We start from the raw sequence: 18,700 nt of genomic DNA on the forward strand, positions 1-18,700 counted from the left end.
TAAAAAGATTAAAACGACAGAGAGTTTACAAATGCGTTTCGTAACGGAAGTAAAAACCTTGTAATCAAATCGAGAAACTAATGGTCCATCAATCCGCAGCAAAGAAAAGAATAATTTTTGGATTAATCATCTTTTTGGAAGGTTAATTTGCGGATTATCAGAAAAAAAAGTTCTGTCCTTTTCTCTTGAAAGAAAAGAAAGAACCAAATAATACTTCAAGAAAGTTCTCATATTGGGTATCTGCAAGTGAACTTGTAGTTACACTTGCTAAATCAGGCTTTTCAAGGCTGACTTTTATCTTCTACTTGCTTCCTTCACTATACTAAAGGGCAGAAACTTGCTAGGCTCAAACAGTCTGCCTTTTTGATGCTCCGTTATGGGCGCTCGCTTGACGGAGAAAAATGGACCGGGGAGCTGCAGCGTGGTTGTTGCTAATGGTTTAATGTTGTTTATATATGCGGAATGGATGAAATAATTAATAAGAGATGTGTGAAAGATGGGTGGTGTTGCTGAAAATAAATCTGCAATGTCTTTTGAAATTTGAAAGATTAGCACTAATTTTGCACCCTCTTTGAGTATAGAACAAAGTATAAATCAAATAAATAATTGTCAGAATGAACGTTTCATTACAAAACATTGACAAAGTAAGCGCAGAGCTTACTGTAAAGCTTGAGAAAGCAGATTATCAGGAGAAAGTAGACAAAGAGTTGAAATCACTCCGTCAGAAGGCACAGATTCCGGGATTCCGTAAAGGTATGGTGCCGACAAGTCTTATTAAAAAGATGTATGGTAAATCGGTGATTGCAGAAGTTGTCAATAAGACATTGCAAGAAGCTGTTTACAATTATATTAAAGAGAATAAGGTGAATATGTTGGGCGAGCCGTTGCCTAACGAAGAAAAGCAACAGAATATTGATTTCGATACAATGGAAGAGTTCGATTTCGTGTTCGATATCGCTTTGGCACCTGAATTTAAAGCAGAAGTAAGCGCTCAAGATAAAGTAGATTATTATTCTATCGAAGTTTCTGAAGAAATGGTCGACAACCAGGTGAAGATGTACACTCAACGCACTGGTAAGTATGATAAGGTAGACGCTTACGAAGATAATGATATGTTGAAAGGTCTGCTGGCACAGTTGGACGAAGAAGGCAATACAAAAGAAGGTGGTATTCAGGTAGAAGCTGCAGTATTGATGCCTGCTTATATGAAGAATGACGATCAGAAAGCTATTTTTGCTAACGCAAAAGTAAATGATGTATTGGTGTTCAATCCGAATGTTGCTTATGACGGACATGCTGCTGAACTAGGTTCTTTGTTGAAGATCGACAAGGAAATTGCGAAAGACGTTAAGTCTGACTTCAGCTTCCAGGTAGAAGAAATCACTCGTTTTATTCCGGGTGAATTGACTCAGGAAGTGTTCGACCAGGCGTTCGGCGAAGGTGTTGTGAAGACTGAAGAAGAATTCCGTGCTAAGATTAAAGAAGAAATCGCAGCAAGATTTGTTGCTGACAGCGATTATAAGTTCCTGATCGATATTCGCAAAGTGATGATGGAAAAAGTAGGTAAGTTGGAATTCTCTGACGCTCTGCTGAAACGTATCATGTTGTTGAACAACGAAGAAAAGGGCGAAGAATATGTTGCTGAAAACTATGATAAGAGTATTGAAGAACTGACTTGGCACCTGATTAAGGAACAGTTAGTTGAAGCAAACGATATCAAAGTTGAGCAGGAAGATGTTCTGAAGATGGCTAGAGAAACAACGAAGGCACAGTTTGCTCAATACGGTATGTTGTCTATCCCTGATGATGTGCTTGACAACTATGCACAGGAGATGTTGAAGAAGAAAGAAACTATCAATAACCTGGTAAGTCGTGTTGTAGAAGTGAAGTTGGCTGCTGCTCTGAAAGCGCAGGTTACTTTGGAAAACAAGAACGTTTCAATCGAAGAATTCAATAAGATGTTTGAATAATCATTCGGTTGAATAGAATATAAAGTCACAGAAACACAGAGTTTTTATAAAATTATAACTCTGTGTTTTTTTGTGTCTCTGTATTCTTTTTCGTTTCTTTGTACTTACGTTTATTTTAATTTATAAGAAAGGAACAATTAAATGGATGATTTTAGAAAATACGCAACCAAGCATTTAGGAATGAATGGCATGGTATTGGATGATGTGATTAAATCGCAGGCCGGGTATTTGAATCCCTATATTTTGGAAGAAAGACAGTTGAATGTTACTCAACTCGATGTTTTTTCCCGTTTGATGATGGACCGCATCATTTTCCTCGGTACACAAGTAGATGACTATACAGCGAATACGCTTCAGGCACAGTTGCTGTATTTGGATTCTGTTGATCCGAGTAAGGATATCTCTATCTATATCAACTCTCCGGGCGGAAGTGTATACGCCGGACTGGGTATTTATGATACGATGCAGTTTATTTCTAGTGATGTTGCTACAATCTGTACAGGTATGGCAGCTTCAATGGCGGCAGTATTGCTTGTTGCCGGTGCTGAAGGTAAACGTTCTGCGCTGCCTCACTCACGTGTGATGATTCACCAGCCGATGGGTGGTGCGCAAGGACAAGCATCGGACATTGAAATCACAGCTCGTGAGATTCAGAAATTGAAGAAAGAACTTTATACGATCATCGCCGATCATTCGCATACTGATTTTGATAAAGTATGGGCGGACTCTGACCGCGACTACTGGATGACAGCTCAGGAAGCGAAAGAATACGGTATGATTGATGAGGTATTGATTAAGAAATAAAAATGGCTGATTCAAAGACAAAGAAAAGGTGTAGCTTCTGTGGACGGTCGGAGAATGAAGTCGGATTCCTGATTACGGGAATGAATGGCTATATCTGCGACAGTTGTGCTACCCAGGCTTATGAGATCACTCAAGAAGCATTGGGCGAAGGCAAGAAAAGTGCGGGTGCTACCAAACTCAATTTAAAAGAACTGCCCAAACCGGTAGAAATCAAGAAATTCCTCGACCAGTATGTGATCGGACAGGATGATGCGAAACGCTTCCTTTCCGTATCGGTCTATAACCATTATAAGCGTCTGTTGCAAAAAGACAGCGGGGATGATGTGGAGATTGAAAAGTCGAACATTATTATGGTAGGTAGTACCGGAACTGGAAAGACGTTGCTTGCACGTACGATTGCCAAATTGCTACATGTGCCGTTTACTATTGTAGATGCTACGGTGCTGACAGAGGCTGGTTATGTAGGCGAAGATATCGAAAGTATTTTAACCCGTTTGCTTCAAGTGGCAGATTATAATGTGCCTGAAGCAGAGCAGGGTATTGTGTTTATCGACGAGATCGACAAGATTGCCCGCAAAGGAGATAACCCTTCTATCACTCGCGATGTGAGCGGTGAAGGTGTACAGCAGGGATTACTGAAATTACTCGAAGGTTCTGTTGTGAACGTACCTCCCCAGGGTGGTCGTAAGCATCCGGACCAGAAGATGATTCCGGTAAATACCAAAAATATTCTCTTTATCTGTGGCGGTGCTTTTGACGGTATCGAAAAGAAGATCGCCCAACGGTTGAATACACATGTCGTAGGTTATACGGCGTCGCAGAAAACAGCGACGGTGGACAAGAATAACATGATGCAGTACATCGCTCCGCAGGATTTGAAGTCATTCGGACTGATTCCCGAAATTATCGGTCGTCTTCCGGTACTGACCTATTTGAATCCGTTGGATCGGGATGCGCTTCGTGCTATCCTCACCGAACCGAAAAACTCTATCATCAAGCAGTACATCAAACTGTTTGAAATGGATGGTATCAAGCTCACATTTGAAGATGCTGTCTTCGAATATATCGTCGATAAGGCGGTAGAATATAAGCTGGGTGCCCGCGGTTTGCGCTCTATTGTGGAAACAATCATGATGGATGTCATGTTTGAAATCCCTTCAGAGGACAAAAAAGAGTATAAGGTGACGCTGGATTATGCAAAGATGCAACTGGAAAAAGCGAATATAGCACGACTGCAAACTGCTTAAAATCAGAGAGTAAGACAACGAAAGATGATCGTAACTGTATTTTCTTAAAAATATTAGTCGCATTTTGCTTGGTAATTACGAAGTTGTTTATAACTTTGTTTGGCTCTCTTGAAGGAGGGAGCCTACTAAAGTTAAACCATGAACTGAATAAAACAACCTAAGTTAAGATGGCAAGGAAGATTAATTTAACAGATGAACTGAAGAAGTATTTCGGATTTAACAAGTTCAAGGGAAACCAGGAAGCGATCATTAGCAACTTGCTCGATGGTAAAGATACCTTTGTACTGATGCCTACCGGTGGCGGGAAATCTTTATGCTATCAGCTACCTTCGCTCTTGATGGAAGGTACGGCAATTGTAATTTCTCCGCTTATTGCGTTGATGAAGAATCAAGTGGATGCAATGCGCAATTTCAGTGAAGAAGATGGCATCGCCCATTTTATCAATTCTTCATTAAACAAAGGAGCGATAGACCAAGTGAGGTCGGACATCCTTGCCGGAAAGACAAAATTGCTATATGTGGCGCCGGAATCGCTGACGAAAGAAGAAAATGTAGAATTTTTGCGTTCGGTGAAGATTTCGTTCTACGCAGTAGACGAAGCTCACTGTATTTCTGAATGGGGACATGACTTCCGACCGGAATACCGTCGAATTCGCCCTATTATCAACGAAATAGGAAAGGCTCCGTTGATTGCGTTGACCGCAACAGCGACACCAAAGGTACAGCATGATATCCAGAAAAATCTGGGAATGGTAGATGCTCAGGTCTTCAAATCTTCGTTCAATCGTCCAAACCTATATTATGAGGTACGCGCGAAAACCGCCAATATCGACCGGGATATAATCAAGTTCATCAAGAACAATCCGGAAAAATCAGGTATTATCTATTGTCTGAGCCGGAAAAGAGTGGAAGAACTTGCCGAAATCCTTCAGGCGAACGGCATTAATGCGCGCCCGTATCATGCGGGGATGGATTCGGTAGCGAGAACCAAGAATCAGGATGACTTCCTGATGGAAAAGGTGGATGTCATTGTGGCTACTATCGCTTTCGGTATGGGAATAGACAAACCCGATGTACGGTTTGTGATTCACTATGATATTCCGAAGAGCTTGGAAGGATATTACCAGGAGACAGGACGCGCCGGCAGAGATGGAGGCGAAGGTCAGTGCATAACCTTTTATACAAACAAAGACTTGCAGAAACTTGAGAAGTTCATGCAAGGAAAACCTGTGGCAGAGCAGGAAATTGGCAAGCAGCTTCTGTTGGAAACCGCTGCTTATGCCGAATCTTCCGTATGCCGGCGCAAGACGTTGCTGCATTATTTCGGCGAAGAATACACGGAGGAGAATTGTGGAAATTGTGACAACTGTTTAAACCCTAAGAAACAAGTGGAGGCTCAAGAATTATTGTGTACCGTGATTGAAGCGATTATCGCGGTGAAAGAAAATTTTAAAGCAGATTATATAATAGACATACTACAAGGCAAAGAAACTTCGGAAGTACAGGCGCATTTGCATGAAGACCTTGAGGTTTTCGGTTCCGGTATGGGTGAAGAAGACAAAACATGGAATGCGGTGATTCGCCAGGCTTTGATAGCGGGTTACTTGAGCAAGGATGTGGAGCATTACGGACTCCTGAAAGTGACAGAGGCAGGACATAAGTTCCTGAAAAAGCCGAAATCATTCAAGATTACCGAGGATAATGACTTTGAAGAGGTAGAGGAAGAGGCACCGGCACGTGGCGGGGGCTCTTGTGCGGTAGACCCGGCTCTCTACTCAATGTTGAAAGACCTGCGGAAGAAACTCTCGAAGAAACTGGAAGTTCCGCCTTATGTAATATTCCAGGATCCGTCTTTGGAGGCAATGGCTACTATCTATCCGGTAACACTGGACGAACTGCAAAATATCCCCGGCGTAGGTGCCGGAAAAGCAAAACGCTATGGTGAGGAGTTCTGTAAACTGATTAAGCGCCATTGCGAAGAGAATGAAATAGAGCGTCCTGAGGATTTGCGTGTACGTACCGTTGCCAATAAGTCAAAGATGAAGGTGGCTATTATTCAAGCTATTGACCGCAAAGTGGCGTTGGACGATATCGCTCTTTCCAAAGGTATCGAATTTGGTGAACTCTTGGACGAGGTAGAAGCTATCGTCTATTCGGGAACCAAACTGAATATTGATTATTTCCTGGAAGAAATTATGGATGAAGATCACATGCTCGATATCTACGATTATTTCAAGGAATCTACCACAGATAAGATTGATGATGCGCTTGATGAATTAGGCGATGACTTCACTGAAGAGGAAGTTCGCTTGGTACGTATTAAGTTCATCTCTGAAATGGCTAATTAAAAAAGCGAAAAAAACAGGCGTGCAGGTATGCAGTTTTGAATAAAAACTGTATATTTGCACGCAATAATTTTTAAACGCATAGCCCTATGTCATTTATTGCTGATAAGATTGTAATGGATGGGTTGACTTACGACGATGTATTGTTGATCCCCGCTTATTCTGAAGTTTTACCGCGCACTGTCGACCTCTCGACAAAGTTTTCAAAAAACATTGAGTTAAAAATTCCTTTTGTGACGGCTGCCATGGATACGGTTACCGAAGCGAAAATGGCTATTGCCATTGCTCGTGAAGGCGGTATCGGTGTGATTCACAAAAATATGTCTATCGAAGAACAGGCAAGACAAGTCGCTATCGTGAAGCGTGCCGAAAATGGTATGATTTATGACCCTGTGACGATTAAAAGAGGTTCTACTGTTCAGAATGCATTGGACATCATGGCGGAATACAAAATCGGCGGTATCCCTGTGGTGGATGATGAAGGTTACTTGGTGGGTATTGTCACTAACAGAGATTTGCGTTTTGAAAGAGATATGACAAAACATATCGACCTTGTCATGACGCCGAAAGAAAAATTGGTGACTACAAACCAGTCTACCGACTTGGAATCTGCTGCTCAGATTCTTCAGAAACACAAGATTGAGAAACTTCCGATTGTGGGAATGGATGGAAAGTTGATTGGCCTTGTCACTTATAAGGATATTACAAAAGCTAAAGATAAACCGATGGCTTGTAAAGATGCCAAAGGCCGTTTGCGTGTAGCTGCCGGTGTAGGTGTGACTGCCGATACGCTGGACCGTATGCAGGCTTTGGTGGATGCGGGTGCGGATGCCATCGTTATTGATACGGCTCACGGTCACTCTATGTTTGTTATTGAGAAACTGAGAGAAGCGAAGAAACGTTTCCCGAATATTGATATTGTAGTGGGTAATATTGCTACCGGAGCAGCAGCAAAAGCTTTGGTAGAAGCAGGAGCGGATGCTGTGAAAGTAGGTATCGGTCCGGGTTCTATCTGTACTACTCGTGTAGTTGCCGGTGTAGGTGTTCCACAGTTGTCTGCTGTATATGATGTGGCGAAAGCGCTGAAAGGTACAGGCATTCCTTTGATTGCCGATGGCGGTTTGCGTTATTCGGGCGATGTGGTAAAAGCGTTGGCTGCCGGTGGATATAGTGTTATGATCGGATCATTGGTTGCCGGAACAGAGGAATCTCCGGGCGACACAATCATTTTCAATGGTCGTAAATTCAAATCCTATCGCGGTATGGGATCGTTGGAAGCGATGGAGAACGGTTCGAAAGACCGCTACTTCCAGAGTGGAACAGCTGATGTGAAGAAGCTCGTTCCGGAAGGAATCGCAGCGCGTGTACCTTATAAAGGCACACTCTTCGAAGTGGTTTATCAGTTGTCAGGTGGTCTGCGTGCAGGTATGGGATACTGCGGTGCTGCTAATATTGAGAAACTTCACGACGCTAAGTTTACCCGTATTACCAATGCAGGTGTAATGGAAAGCCATCCGCACGATGTGACGATTACCAGTGAATCGCCTAATTATAGCCGTCCGGAATAACATATATAAACGGTGAACTGTTAATGCTAACGGTGAACGGTGAACACGCTGTGTCAATCAGCAGATGTTTGCTGCTCACCGTTCGTTGTTTTTTCACCACTCGCTGGTTTTGATGCTTGTTATTGTTGTTGGGAAAATAAGAATTGATGATGAAAAGAAGTCTGTTGTTTGGGTGTATTTGTTTCTTCGCAGTTTTGGTCTTTGCTCAGGAAGATCCTGTGTTGATGCGTGTCAACGGGAGAGACATATCCCGTTCGGAGTTCGAATATTCCTATCGGCACAATGCGGTTGGCGAAGACGGTAATCTTTCTCCAAAGGAGTATGCGGTGCTTTTTGCTCGATCCGTGCAGATGGTCGAAGCGGCAAAAGCTGTCGGACTTGATACGACTTCCGCTTTTCGCAAGCAACAGGAAGTTGCGCGTGCCAGACTGACGGAATCTTATCTGATAGATAAACCGACGTTGGATAGTTGTGCTCGTGTCTTGTATCAGAAGATGGGACTAAAAGCACGTCCCGGACAAGTACAGGTCATGCAGATTTTTAAATACTTGCCGCAAACGATTACCTCCCGTCATCTGGAAGAGCAAAAGACCCGTATGGACTCTATCTACCGGGCTATACAAAATCAACCCGGACTGGAGTTCTCCCGTTTGGTGGAAAAATATTCGGATGACAAGCAGTCCCGTTGGATAGAAAGTTTGCAGACCACCACCGAATTTGAAGATGTAGCTTTCGCTCTGTCGAAAGGCGAAATATCCCAGCCGTTCTTTACTCCTGCGGGAATTCATATCCTGAAAGTGACAGACCGGAAAGATATGCCTGCCTATGAGGAAGTTGCCGATAAACTGACAGAACGTATGCGGAGCAGGGAGATATTGGATAAAGCTACCGAGAAAGTGGTGGAACGGTTGAAAAAAGACTGGCGATATACTCCGAACCAGGCAGGTATGGAAGAACTGTTAGCAATAGGAAAGACAGGACAAACATTGTTCACCATTGACGGACAGAGCTATACCGGAAATTTGTTTAAGCGGTTTGCCGCTTCTCATCCGCAGGCTGTCAAACGCCGGCTCGATGCTTTTATTGCCAAATCGTTATTGGATTATGAAAGCAAAAACATAGATAAAAGGCATCCCGAAATCCGTTATGCCCTACAGAAATCCAATGGGGAGTATCTCATAAAAGAGGTGACACGGCAGAAAGTAGATTTGCCCGCTATGAATGACCGTGCCGGGTTAGCTACTTATTTCAAGTTTCACTCATCCGATTATCGTTGGGATAGCCCGCGTTATAAAGGAGTGGTTCTTCATTGTGCAGACAAAAAGACCGCTAAACAGGCGAAAAAAATGCTGAAGAAACTGCCGGAAAATGAATGGGTGGATAAACTTCGGCAAACATTTAATGCATCCGGTACGGAAAAGATACAGATTGAACAAGGGATTTTTGCCGACGGAGATAATAAATATGTAGATAAACTGGTTTTCAAGAAGGGCGGATATGAACCCGTGATGTCTTATCCTTTTACCATTGTGTGTGGCAAAAAACAGAAGGGGCCGGATGATTATCGGGAAGTAATAGACTGCGTCCGGAAGGATTATCGAATCTATCTTGACACGTACTGGACACGGGAATTGAGGGAGTCCGGTAAGGTTGAAATAAACCAAGAGGTTTTAAAAACAGTTAATAATAACTGATGTAACCGATTATTCACTATCTTCGTACCTTAAATAAGTAGATTTCAGTTGCCAATGCGAATATTAGTCCTCTTACTGATTACCCTTCTTACTTGTGGAGCGTGCAAGGAACAGCGCGACCACAAAGGAAAGACTCCTTTGGTAGAGGTGGACGGTAACTTTTTATATAAAGAAGATTTGATGTCCGTGCTTCCGGTCGGATTGTCAAAAGACGATAGTATTCTCTTCACCGAACACTATATTCGTAGTTGGGCGGAAGAGATTTTGTTGTATGAAAAAGCTGCGAACAATATTCCCGATAATGTGGATGTAGACAAATTGGTGGAGAATTACCGGAAGGCGTTGATTATGCATACGTATCAGCAGGAGTTGATTAATCAGAAATTGACGAGGGATATTCCCGAACAGGAGATTGCGGAGTATTACGGGAAGAACAAGGAACTGTTTAAATTGGAAAGCCCGTTGATAAAGGGACTGTTTATAAAAGTACCTCTGACGGCTCCACAGTTGAACAATGTCCGTAGATGGTATAAGTCGGATAAGCAGGATGCTGTGGAAAGCCTTGAGAAATATAGTTTGCAGAATGCGGTGAAATACGCATACTTCTACGACAAATGGGTGTCGGTGACAGATGTGCTGGACCTGATTCCGTTGAAAGTGGAAGCGCCGGAAGAATATGTGAACAAGCACCGGCAGGTAGAACTGAAAGATACGGCATTTTATTATTTCCTGAATGTGAGCGACTATCGCGGGGCAGGAGAGGAAAAACCGTATGAGTTTGCCCGGGCGGAAGTGAAAGACCTGCTGGTCAATCAGAAGCGGGTGAGCTTTATGGAACAAGTGAAGAGTGACCTGTATCAGCAAGCGGCAAGCAAGAAGAAGATTATATATAATTATTAAATACAAAGAATGAAGAAGTTTGTGAACTTTAGATTTGTTGTTACCCTTATCCTGGCAGTGTTTGCTAATGTGGCAACTTATGCACAGGACAATGTGGTTGATGAAGTAGTTTGGGTAGTAGGTGACGAAGCTATTTTAAAATCAGATGTAGAAGAGGCACGTATGGATGCCCTGTATAACGGACGCAGATTCGACGGCGACCCTTATTGTGTAATTCCCGAAGAAATTGCCGTGCAGAAGCTGTTCTTGCACCAGGCAAAGTTGGATAGTATCGAAGTTTCCGAAGCGGAAATCATACAGCGTGTAGATATGATGACCAATATGTATATCCAGCAGATTGGTTCTAAAGAAAAAATGGAAGAGTATTTCAACAAAACCGCGACACAAATTCGTGAGACATTGCGTGACAATGCACGTGACGGACTGACGGTGCAGAAGATGCAGCAGAAACTGGTAGGGGAAATCAAAGTGACTCCGGCAGAAGTGCGCCGTTACTTCAAAGACCTTCCGCTGGACAGTATCCCCTATATCCCGACACAGGTGGAAGTGCAGATTATCACTCTGCAACCTAAAATACCTATTGCGGAAATTGAAGATGTGAAGAAAAGGCTGCGTGGCTATACGGATCGTGTGACAAAGGGAGAAATCGACTTCTCTACATTGGCGCGTCTCTATTCGGAAGATAAAGCGTCTGCCATCAAAGGTGGTGAGTGCGGATTCATGGGCCGTGGCATGATGGACCCGTCTTATGCGAATGTGGCATTCAGCTTGCAGGACCCGAAGAAGGTATCCAAGATTGTAGAGTCGGAATTTGGTTACCACATCATCCAGTTGATTGAAAAACGTGGCGACCGTGTCAATACCCGCCATATCCTGTTGCGTCCGAAAGTGTCAGAAAAAGAACTGACCGAAGCTTGTGCACGTCTCGATTCTATCGCAGATGATATCCGTGCCAGCAAATTCACGTTCGATGAAGCGGCTGCTGTTATCTCACAAGATAAGGATACCCGCAACAACCATGGTATCATGGTGAATATCAACGAGAATTCAGGTGTTACTACTTCCAAGTTCCAGATGCAGGACCTTCCGCAGGACGTAGCTAAGGTGGTAGACAGGATGAACGTAGGCGAGATTTCAAAAGCCTTTACAATGATAAACGAAAAGGACGGAAGAGAGGTATGTGCTATCGTGAAATTGAAAGCGAAAATCAACGGTCATAAGGCTACCATTGCAGAAGACTATCAGGACTTGAAGGAAATCGTGATGGATAAACGCCGTGAAGAGATGCTGCAGAAGTGGATTCTGAACAAGCAGAAGAATACGTATGTACGTATCAATGAAAACTGGCAGAAATGTGACTTCAAATACCCGGGTTGGGTGAAGAAGGATTGATGTTTAACAGCTTGACTTTATATGCTGAGACAAAATAAGAAAGATAAACAACAAGACAGGCATAGATGGCTTCTTATAGGCTTTCTATGCCTGTTTGGTGTATGTCTCGTGGCGCAAAACCCCGGGAAACCATCGGATAACAAGAAGCAGCCGGAGAATAAAAAAACGAAAGTTTATTTGCTCCACGCTGACGAAGGTCAGGCGGACAAGTTGGCACGTCCTGATGTGCAAGTGCTGATTGGCAACGTGCAGATGCGTCACGACAGTATGTATATGTACTGCGACAGTGCCTTGATTTTCGAGAAAACCAACTCTGTGGAAGCCTTCAGTAACGTGCGTATGGAGCAGGGCGACACCTTATTTATATACGGTGATTACCTTTTCTACGACGGAATGGCGCAGATTGCGCAACTCCGTGGAAACGTGAAGATGATAAACCGCAATACAACTTTGCTGACGGATAGTCTGAACTACGACCGTCTCTATGACCTCGGCTATTACTTTGAGGGAGGAACCCTGATGGACGAGGAGAACGTATTGACTTCCGACTGGGGGGAATACAGTCCTGCGACGAAGCAGTCAGTGTTCAACCACGATGTGAAACTCGTTAATCCCAAGTTTGTATTGACTTCTGATACTTTGAGGTATAATACGGACAACAAAATTGCCGTTATCCTCGGTCCTTCAAACATTGTAAGCGATAATAACCACATCTATTCCGAACGTGGATTCTATAACACAATGACCGAACAAGCCGAACTGTTAGACCGTTCGGTACTGACCAACCAGGGGAAAAAACTGGTAGGTGACAGCTTGTTTTATGACCGTATCAACGGCTATGGCGAAGCGTTCGACAATGTGAAGATGATGGACACTATCAATAAGAATATGCTGACGGGCGATTACTGTTTCTATAACGAATTGACGGATTCCGCCTTTGCCACCAAACGGGCGGTTGCCATTGATTATTCGCAGGGAGACACTCTCTTTATGCATGGAGATACCTTGCAGATGGTATCCTACAATCTGAATACCGACTCTTTGTTCCGCCTGATGAAGGCTTACCATAAAGTACGTATGTACCGCACTGATGTGCAGGGCGTATGCGACTCGCTGGTTTATAACTCGAAAGACTCCTGTATGACCATGCACGTCGACCCTATTCTTTGGAATGACGGCCAGCAGCTATTGGGCGAGCAGATTAAGATTTATATGAACGACAGCACCATCGACTGGGCACATATCATCAACCAAGCGCTCACGGTGGAAATGAAAGATTCCATTCATTACAACCAAGTGTCCGGCAAGGAGATGAAAGCCTATTTCGTAGATGGCGATATGCGGCATATCGAGGTGGTGGGCAATGTCCAGACCGCTTTCTATCCGGAAGAGAAGGACAGTACGATGACCGGATTCAATTGTCTGGAAGGCAGTGTGCTCCATCTTTACATGAAAGACAAGAAGATGGAAAAGGGACTGTTTGTCGGCAAGTCCAACGGAACGATGTATCCGATGGATCAGATACCAGCCGACAAACTGCGTCTTCCTACCTTTGCGTGGTTCGACTATGTCCGTCCACTCAATAAAGACGATATTTTCAACTGGCGGAGCAAGCGGGTAGGGGAAACCCTGAAACCCACCACCGACCGGCGACCGAAAACAGAAAAGCGAAACTTAATTAATATGAAGTAGTATGGGAATGTTTAATTCGATGAGGAAACCTCGTGGCTTTAATCATCAATACATTTATGTAGACGAGCGCAAGGAAAAGCTCGCCAAGATGGAAGAGAAGGCAAGGCGAGACTTGGGCATGCTGCCGGAGAAAGAATTTAATCCGGAGGATATTCGTGGCAAGTTTATTGAAGGAACCACTCACCTGAAACGGAGAAAGGCAAGTGGACGCAAACCGGCCTCTTTCGGAATCATATTGATTATCATTGCTTTCCTTTTGTATTTGTGGCATTATTTGGCGACGGGAAGCTGGTCGTTTTAATTTTTTTACTGGACTATGAGCGATATTATTCATTTGTTACCTGATTCGGTAGCCAACCAGATTGCTGCCGGCGAAGTGATACAACGTCCGGCATCTGTTATCAAGGAGCTGGTGGAGAATGCGATTGATGCAGATGCGCGGAATATACATGTATTGGTGACTGATGCGGGTAAGACCAGCATCCAGGTCATCGACGACGGAAAGGGAATGTCCGAAACGGATGCCCGTCTTTCCTTCGAGCGCCATGCTACTTCCAAGATACGTGAGGCTGCCGATTTGTTTGCTTTGCGCACGATGGGCTTTCGCGGAGAAGCCTTGGCTTCCATTGCCGCAGTGGCTCAGGTGGAACTGAAGACACGCCCGGAATCGGAAGAATTGGGTACGAAACTGGTGATAGCAGGCTCTACGGTAGAGAGCCAGGAAGCTGTTTCCTGCTCTAAGGGAAGCAATTTCTCCGTGAAGAACTTATTCTTCAACGTGCCTGCCCGCCGTAAGTTCCTGAAAGCGAATTCGACCGAACTGAGTAATATCCTTGCTGAGTTTGAATGTATCGCCCTTGTCCATCCGGAAGTCGCTTTCTCGCTCTATAGCAATGATTCCGAGCTTTTCAATCTCCCGGTATCCCCATTGCGCCAGCGCATTATGGCTATTTTCGGTAAAAAGCTCAATCAGCAGTTGCTCAATATAGATGTGAATACCACTATGGTGAAAGTCTCCGGATATGTAGCCAAACCGGAAACGGCTCGTAAGAAAGGCTCCCATCAGTATTTCTTCGTCAACGGACGTTATATGCGCCATCCTTATTTCCATAAGGCAGTGATGGAAGCCTATGAGCAGTTGATTCCTGCCGGTGAGCAGATTTCCTACTTTATCTATTTTGAAGTAGATCCGGCTAACATTGATGTCAATATCCACCCGACTAAGACTGAGATCAAGTTTGAGAATGAACAAGCCATCTGGCAGATACTCTCAGCCTCGGTAAAAGAGTCACTGGGGAAGTTCAGCGCTATTCCTTCCATTGATTTTGATACGGAAGATATGCCCGATATTCCGGCATTTGAACAGAAGACAACTTCCGAGCCGCCCAAGGTGCATTATAATTCGGATTATAATCCGTTCAAAGTGTCTGCCGGAGGTAGTGCAGGCGGTGGTTCGTACAGCCGTTCAAAAGTGGAATGGGAAGACTTGTATGGCGGCCTGACGAAAGCCAGCAAGATGAATAACCCGATGCCGGAGCCTGAGATGGAGTGGGAGGATTCTGCCGTCAGTGAAGGAACGCCGGTTATGGAAGAAAAGGTGGAGATGGTGACCTCTATGGCTTCTCCCACTTTATACGCCAGCGAGCCTGTGATAGAAAAAGGAAACCAGCATTTGCAGTTCAAAGGACGTTTTATTCTGACTTCCGTAAAATCCGGTTTGATGCTTATTGACCAGCACAGGGCACATATTCGGGTGCTTTTCGACCGGTATATGATTCAGATTCAGCAGAAACAAGGCGTGTCGCAAGGCGTTCTTTTCCCCGAAATCTTGCAATTGCCGGCCTCGGAAGCGACTGTGTTGCAAAGCATTATGGAGGATTTATCCGCAGTAGGTTTCGACTTGAGCAATTTGGGTGGCGGAAGTTATGCTATCAATGGTATTCCGTCCGGTATCGAAGGGCTGAATCCGGTCGAATTGTTGCGTAATATGCTACATACGGCGATGGAAAAAGGGAACGATGTCAAGGAGGAAATACAGAATATATTGGCCTTAACGTTGGCGCGTGCGGCGGCAATCGTCTACGGGCAGGTGTTGGGCAACGAAGAGATGGTCAGTCTTGTAGATAATCTTTTTGCCTGTCCCTCACCGAATTATACTCCGGATGGGAAGACCGTTCTGACGACAATCAGGGAAGAAGATATCGAACGTTTATTCAAATAAAGCAAATAATTTCATCTTTTTCTAAAACCTTTTAGTTTGGTTCGTGTTATTTAATTAGTTCAACAAAGAAAAAGATTTAATAACCACTTAACTATTAGGTATATGAAAAAAATTCTGATGTTGCTGGCTTTTGCCGGTGTTACGTCTGTCGCTTCTGCGCAGCAGACTATGACGGTAACTGAATACGACGTGATTCAGGTACAAGATAAATATCAAGTGCTAACCAACCCGTTCTGGAGCAACTGGTTTTTCTCTGTAGGAGGCGGTGCCCAGGTGTTGTATGGCAATAATGACCATATCGGCAAGTTCAGAGACCGCGTGGCTCCTACATTCAACGTCTCTGTCGGCAAATGGCTAACTCCGGGATTCGGATTGCGTATGCAATACAGCGGATTGCAAGCCAAGGGGTTCACTATGAACGAAACGGCTAATTATGTAGTCGGCGGTTCGAGAGAAGACGGTTCTTACAAACAGAGATGGGACTATATGAACCTTCACGGTGATTTGATGATTAACCTGAACACGCTTTTCGGTGGATATAATCCGAACCGTGTATATGAAATTATCCCTTATATCGGTGCCGGCTGGGCTCATTCTTACTCACGTCCTCACACCGATGCCGCTACTTTCAACGCAGGTGTCATCAACCGTTTCCGTCTGTCGAATGCTGTTGACTTGAATATTGAATTGAGTGCAACAGGTTTGGAAGGTAAATTTGACGGCGAACATGGTGGCAAACGTGATTATGACGGTATCCTCGGTGCTACGATCGGTATAACTTATTATTTCCCGACCCGCGGATTCCAACGTCCTACGCCACAGATTATCTCTGAACTCGAATTGAATCAGATGCGTAACCGGATGAATGCGATGGCAGCCGCCAATATGCAGTTGCAACAGCAGTTGGCCAATGCACAACAGCCGGTCGAAGTAGAGGAGGCTGAAGCAGTAGTCGTCACAGATTCTAACATCGCTCCGCGTACCGTATTCTTTAAGATTGGTTCGGATAAATTGTCTCCGCAAGAAGAGATGAACTTGTCTTACCTTGCCGGCCGGATTAAAGAATTCCCGGGCACTACCTATACTATCAACGGATATGCAGACTCTGCAACAGGCAGTCCGGAATTCAATCAAAAATTGAGTTTGGAACGTGCACAGGCTGTTAAGGACTTGCTGGTTAAGAAGTATGGAATTCCTGCTGATAACTTGAAGGTTGCTGCCGGTGGTGGCGTCGATAAGTTCGGTCAGCCGATTCTGAACCGTGTTGTGCTAGTAGAAACTGCAAAGTGATAAAGTGATTTCAACATTCAGCGATTCTCTGTAATCGCTTGCTGTAAAGGAAAAGCGGCTGAAAGCAGACCTTAAAATAGATGGTCTTCGCTTTCAGCCGTCTTTTTTTTACTTTGTGCCAGCTTATCTGACAGGCTGGTAGTCTCTGGATTTTCCGTAAAATCCGGGAGCGGGCACATATATCGGTTGGTTGGATATGCCGATATTCAGTAGCTTGCCTTCCTTGCGGAGCCGGCGGATATGAATCATGGCTGTGGAGCGTACCATCCCTGTGATACCTTGAAAGTCGGAACGTTGCATAATCTGATGGTCGGTGAAATACTCTTTCAGTCGCATGTCTATCTCTACTTCCGATAATTTGGCGGAATGTTTGACCCGCTTCATTTGCTTTATTTTTACAGTTCCGACAGATTGTTTCAACCTTTTGTCAGAACGGAATTGTATCGCTTTCAGTCTCACTTTCGAATTCTTGCGGGGAGTATCTGCGGATATTTCTTCGGTGGCGGTCAACGTAGGGTAGAAATAACCGATACCGTTCAGGTGTACCTGTCTTCCTTCGTCAAGTTCTTCTCCCATTACTTGCGAGAGAGCGTCCAATACGGCAGTCACGCCTATTTCGTTCAGTGTGCATCGCGACTGAATTCTGCTTCTGGGTTCATCCGTATCTACCTGTCCGTTGGCGATGATGCGCGGATGGAATCTTTTCTACTTATCTCTGTGGGTACGCGGCTTTCATACATGGCTTTTGGGAGTTGCCGTCCAATGGTCGGGAAAAACAGGGATTCATGCCAATAGTGTAGCTCTCATCCTCGTAAGTTCGGAACAGGGGCGGTTGAAGTCTACTTTCTGCAAGTCGTTGATGCCTGCGGCTTTGCGGCATTACTATATGGATAATCTCCAACTGACTTCGGAAGGGAAGGCAGAGCGTCTGATGTCGGAGATGGGATTGATCAATCTTGATGAATTTGATAAATATGCTGCGAGTAAGATGCCCTTATTGAAAAATCTGATGCAAATGTCGAGCCTGCATATTTGTAAGGCGTATCAGAAAAACTATCGTGACTTGCCGCGTGTCGCTTCGTTTATAGGCACTTCCAACCGCTATGATTTGTTGACTGAGCCTACGGGCAGCCGTCGTTATCTTTGCGTGGAAGTCATAAAACCTATTGACTGTGAGGGTATCGAGCATGCGCAACTTTTTGCCCAACTGAAAGCTGAACTGGAACAGGGGATTCCTTATTGGTTCACTAAAGAACAGGAACGCGAACTGCAACGGCACAATGTGGATTTTTATCATGCTTGCCCTGCTGAGGATGTTTTTAACTGGAAGAAGAATGTTTATACCTATTCGCCGCTGACGGGTTTGTTTTCATAAGGCAAGCATCTCCATGAAACTGAAACGGCTGAAAACTGTATTTTTTAGAGCCTGTTTAAATTCTCTTCAGTCATAATTTTATAGCTGATATTTCAACTTACCCCGGCTCTTCTTGTCGCGTCCGTCTGTAGTTGTCGGAAGGGGTATTAACAGTTGCGCTCTTGGCTATTAATAGAAAACTTCCCGCCCATTAAGTCTAAAG

12 protein-coding genes and 2 pseudogenes are annotated in these 18,700 nt (G+C 44.3%); 13 read left to right on the forward strand and 1 reads right to left on the reverse strand.

Translation table 11 applies throughout. From position 1 onward, the window contains the following. The first annotated feature begins 614 nt into the window (after positions 1 to 614). The 12 genes from tig to A4V03_RS01245 all read left to right on the forward strand — a co-directional run bounded on the left by tig (position 615) and on the right by A4V03_RS01245 (position 17,123). On the forward strand, positions 615 to 1,970 hold the full coding sequence (tig, locus tag A4V03_RS01190) for a trigger factor (protein WP_065537639.1): 1,356 nt from the start codon (positions 615 to 617) through the stop codon (positions 1,968 to 1,970). Between the two features lie 141 nt (positions 1,971 to 2,111). After that, positions 2,112 to 2,774 (forward strand): ATP-dependent Clp endopeptidase proteolytic subunit ClpP, encoded by a 663-nt coding sequence (gene clpP / locus A4V03_RS01195; RefSeq protein ID WP_065537640.1) that lies wholly within the window; start codon positions 2,112 to 2,114, stop codon positions 2,772 to 2,774. 2 nt (positions 2,775 to 2,776) lie between these two features. Next, positions 2,777 to 4,021, forward strand: coding sequence for an ATP-dependent Clp protease ATP-binding subunit ClpX (gene clpX / locus A4V03_RS01200; protein ID WP_065537641.1), 1,245 nt, complete (start codon positions 2,777 to 2,779; stop codon positions 4,019 to 4,021). Between the two features lie 167 nt (positions 4,022 to 4,188). Next, complete coding sequence (gene recQ, locus A4V03_RS01205; RefSeq protein WP_065537642.1) at positions 4,189 to 6,369, forward strand: DNA helicase RecQ; 2,181 nt, start codon at positions 4,189 to 4,191, stop codon at positions 6,367 to 6,369. 86 nt (positions 6,370 to 6,455) lie between these two features. After that, positions 6,456 to 7,934: an IMP dehydrogenase gene (gene guaB, locus A4V03_RS01210; protein WP_065537643.1), complete on the forward strand. Its 1,479-nt coding sequence runs from the start codon at positions 6,456 to 6,458 to the stop codon at positions 7,932 to 7,934. A gap of 149 nt (positions 7,935 to 8,083) precedes the next feature. Then, entirely contained in the window at positions 8,084 to 9,628 is a 1,545-nt protein-coding gene (locus tag A4V03_RS01215) for a peptidylprolyl isomerase (RefSeq protein ID WP_084081193.1), read from the forward strand. 54 nt (positions 9,629 to 9,682) lie between these two features. Next, positions 9,683 to 10,528 carry a hypothetical protein gene (locus A4V03_RS01220; protein ID WP_065537645.1) on the forward strand — a complete coding sequence of 282 codons (846 nt, stop codon included), beginning with the start codon at positions 9,683 to 9,685 and terminating at the stop codon, positions 10,526 to 10,528. Positions 10,529 to 10,537: 9 nt separating this feature from the next. Next, entirely contained in the window at positions 10,538 to 11,920 is a 1,383-nt protein-coding gene (locus A4V03_RS01225; protein ID WP_024987104.1) for a peptidylprolyl isomerase, read from the forward strand. Between the two features lie 21 nt (positions 11,921 to 11,941). Next, entirely contained in the window at positions 11,942 to 13,612 is a 1,671-nt protein-coding gene (locus tag A4V03_RS01230) for an OstA-like protein (protein WP_065537646.1), read from the forward strand. A 1-nt stretch (position 13,613) separates the two neighbouring features. Beyond that, the gene (locus A4V03_RS01235; protein WP_024987105.1) at positions 13,614 to 13,913 is read left to right on the forward strand and encodes a hypothetical protein; all 300 of its coding nucleotides are present in this window, start codon (positions 13,614 to 13,616) and stop codon (positions 13,911 to 13,913) included. Positions 13,914 to 13,928: 15 nt separating this feature from the next. Beyond that, positions 13,929 to 15,833, forward strand: coding sequence for a DNA mismatch repair endonuclease MutL (mutL, locus tag A4V03_RS01240; RefSeq protein WP_065537647.1), 1,905 nt, complete (start codon positions 13,929 to 13,931; stop codon positions 15,831 to 15,833). Positions 15,834 to 15,935: 102 nt separating this feature from the next. Then, complete coding sequence (locus tag A4V03_RS01245; RefSeq protein WP_065537648.1) at positions 15,936 to 17,123, forward strand: OmpA family protein; 1,188 nt, start codon at positions 15,936 to 15,938, stop codon at positions 17,121 to 17,123. 123 nt (positions 17,124 to 17,246) lie between these two features. Here A4V03_RS01245 and A4V03_RS01250 read toward each other — a convergent pair. Beyond that, positions 17,247 to 17,828: pseudogene (locus tag A4V03_RS01250) on the reverse strand (HU family DNA-binding protein); the annotation flags it as partial. A gap of 10 nt (positions 17,829 to 17,838) precedes the next feature. On the opposite strand from A4V03_RS01250, the pseudogene A4V03_RS01255 reads away from it, so the two are divergent. Next, positions 17,839 to 18,447, forward strand: a pseudogene (locus tag A4V03_RS01255) (VapE domain-containing protein); the annotation flags it as partial. Positions 18,448 to 18,700: the final 253 nt, after the last annotated feature.

Origin of the sequence: Bacteroides caecimuris, from assembly GCF_001688725.2 — a bacterium.
Taxonomy (GTDB): Bacteria; Bacteroidota; Bacteroidia; order Bacteroidales; family Bacteroidaceae; genus Bacteroides; species Bacteroides caecimuris.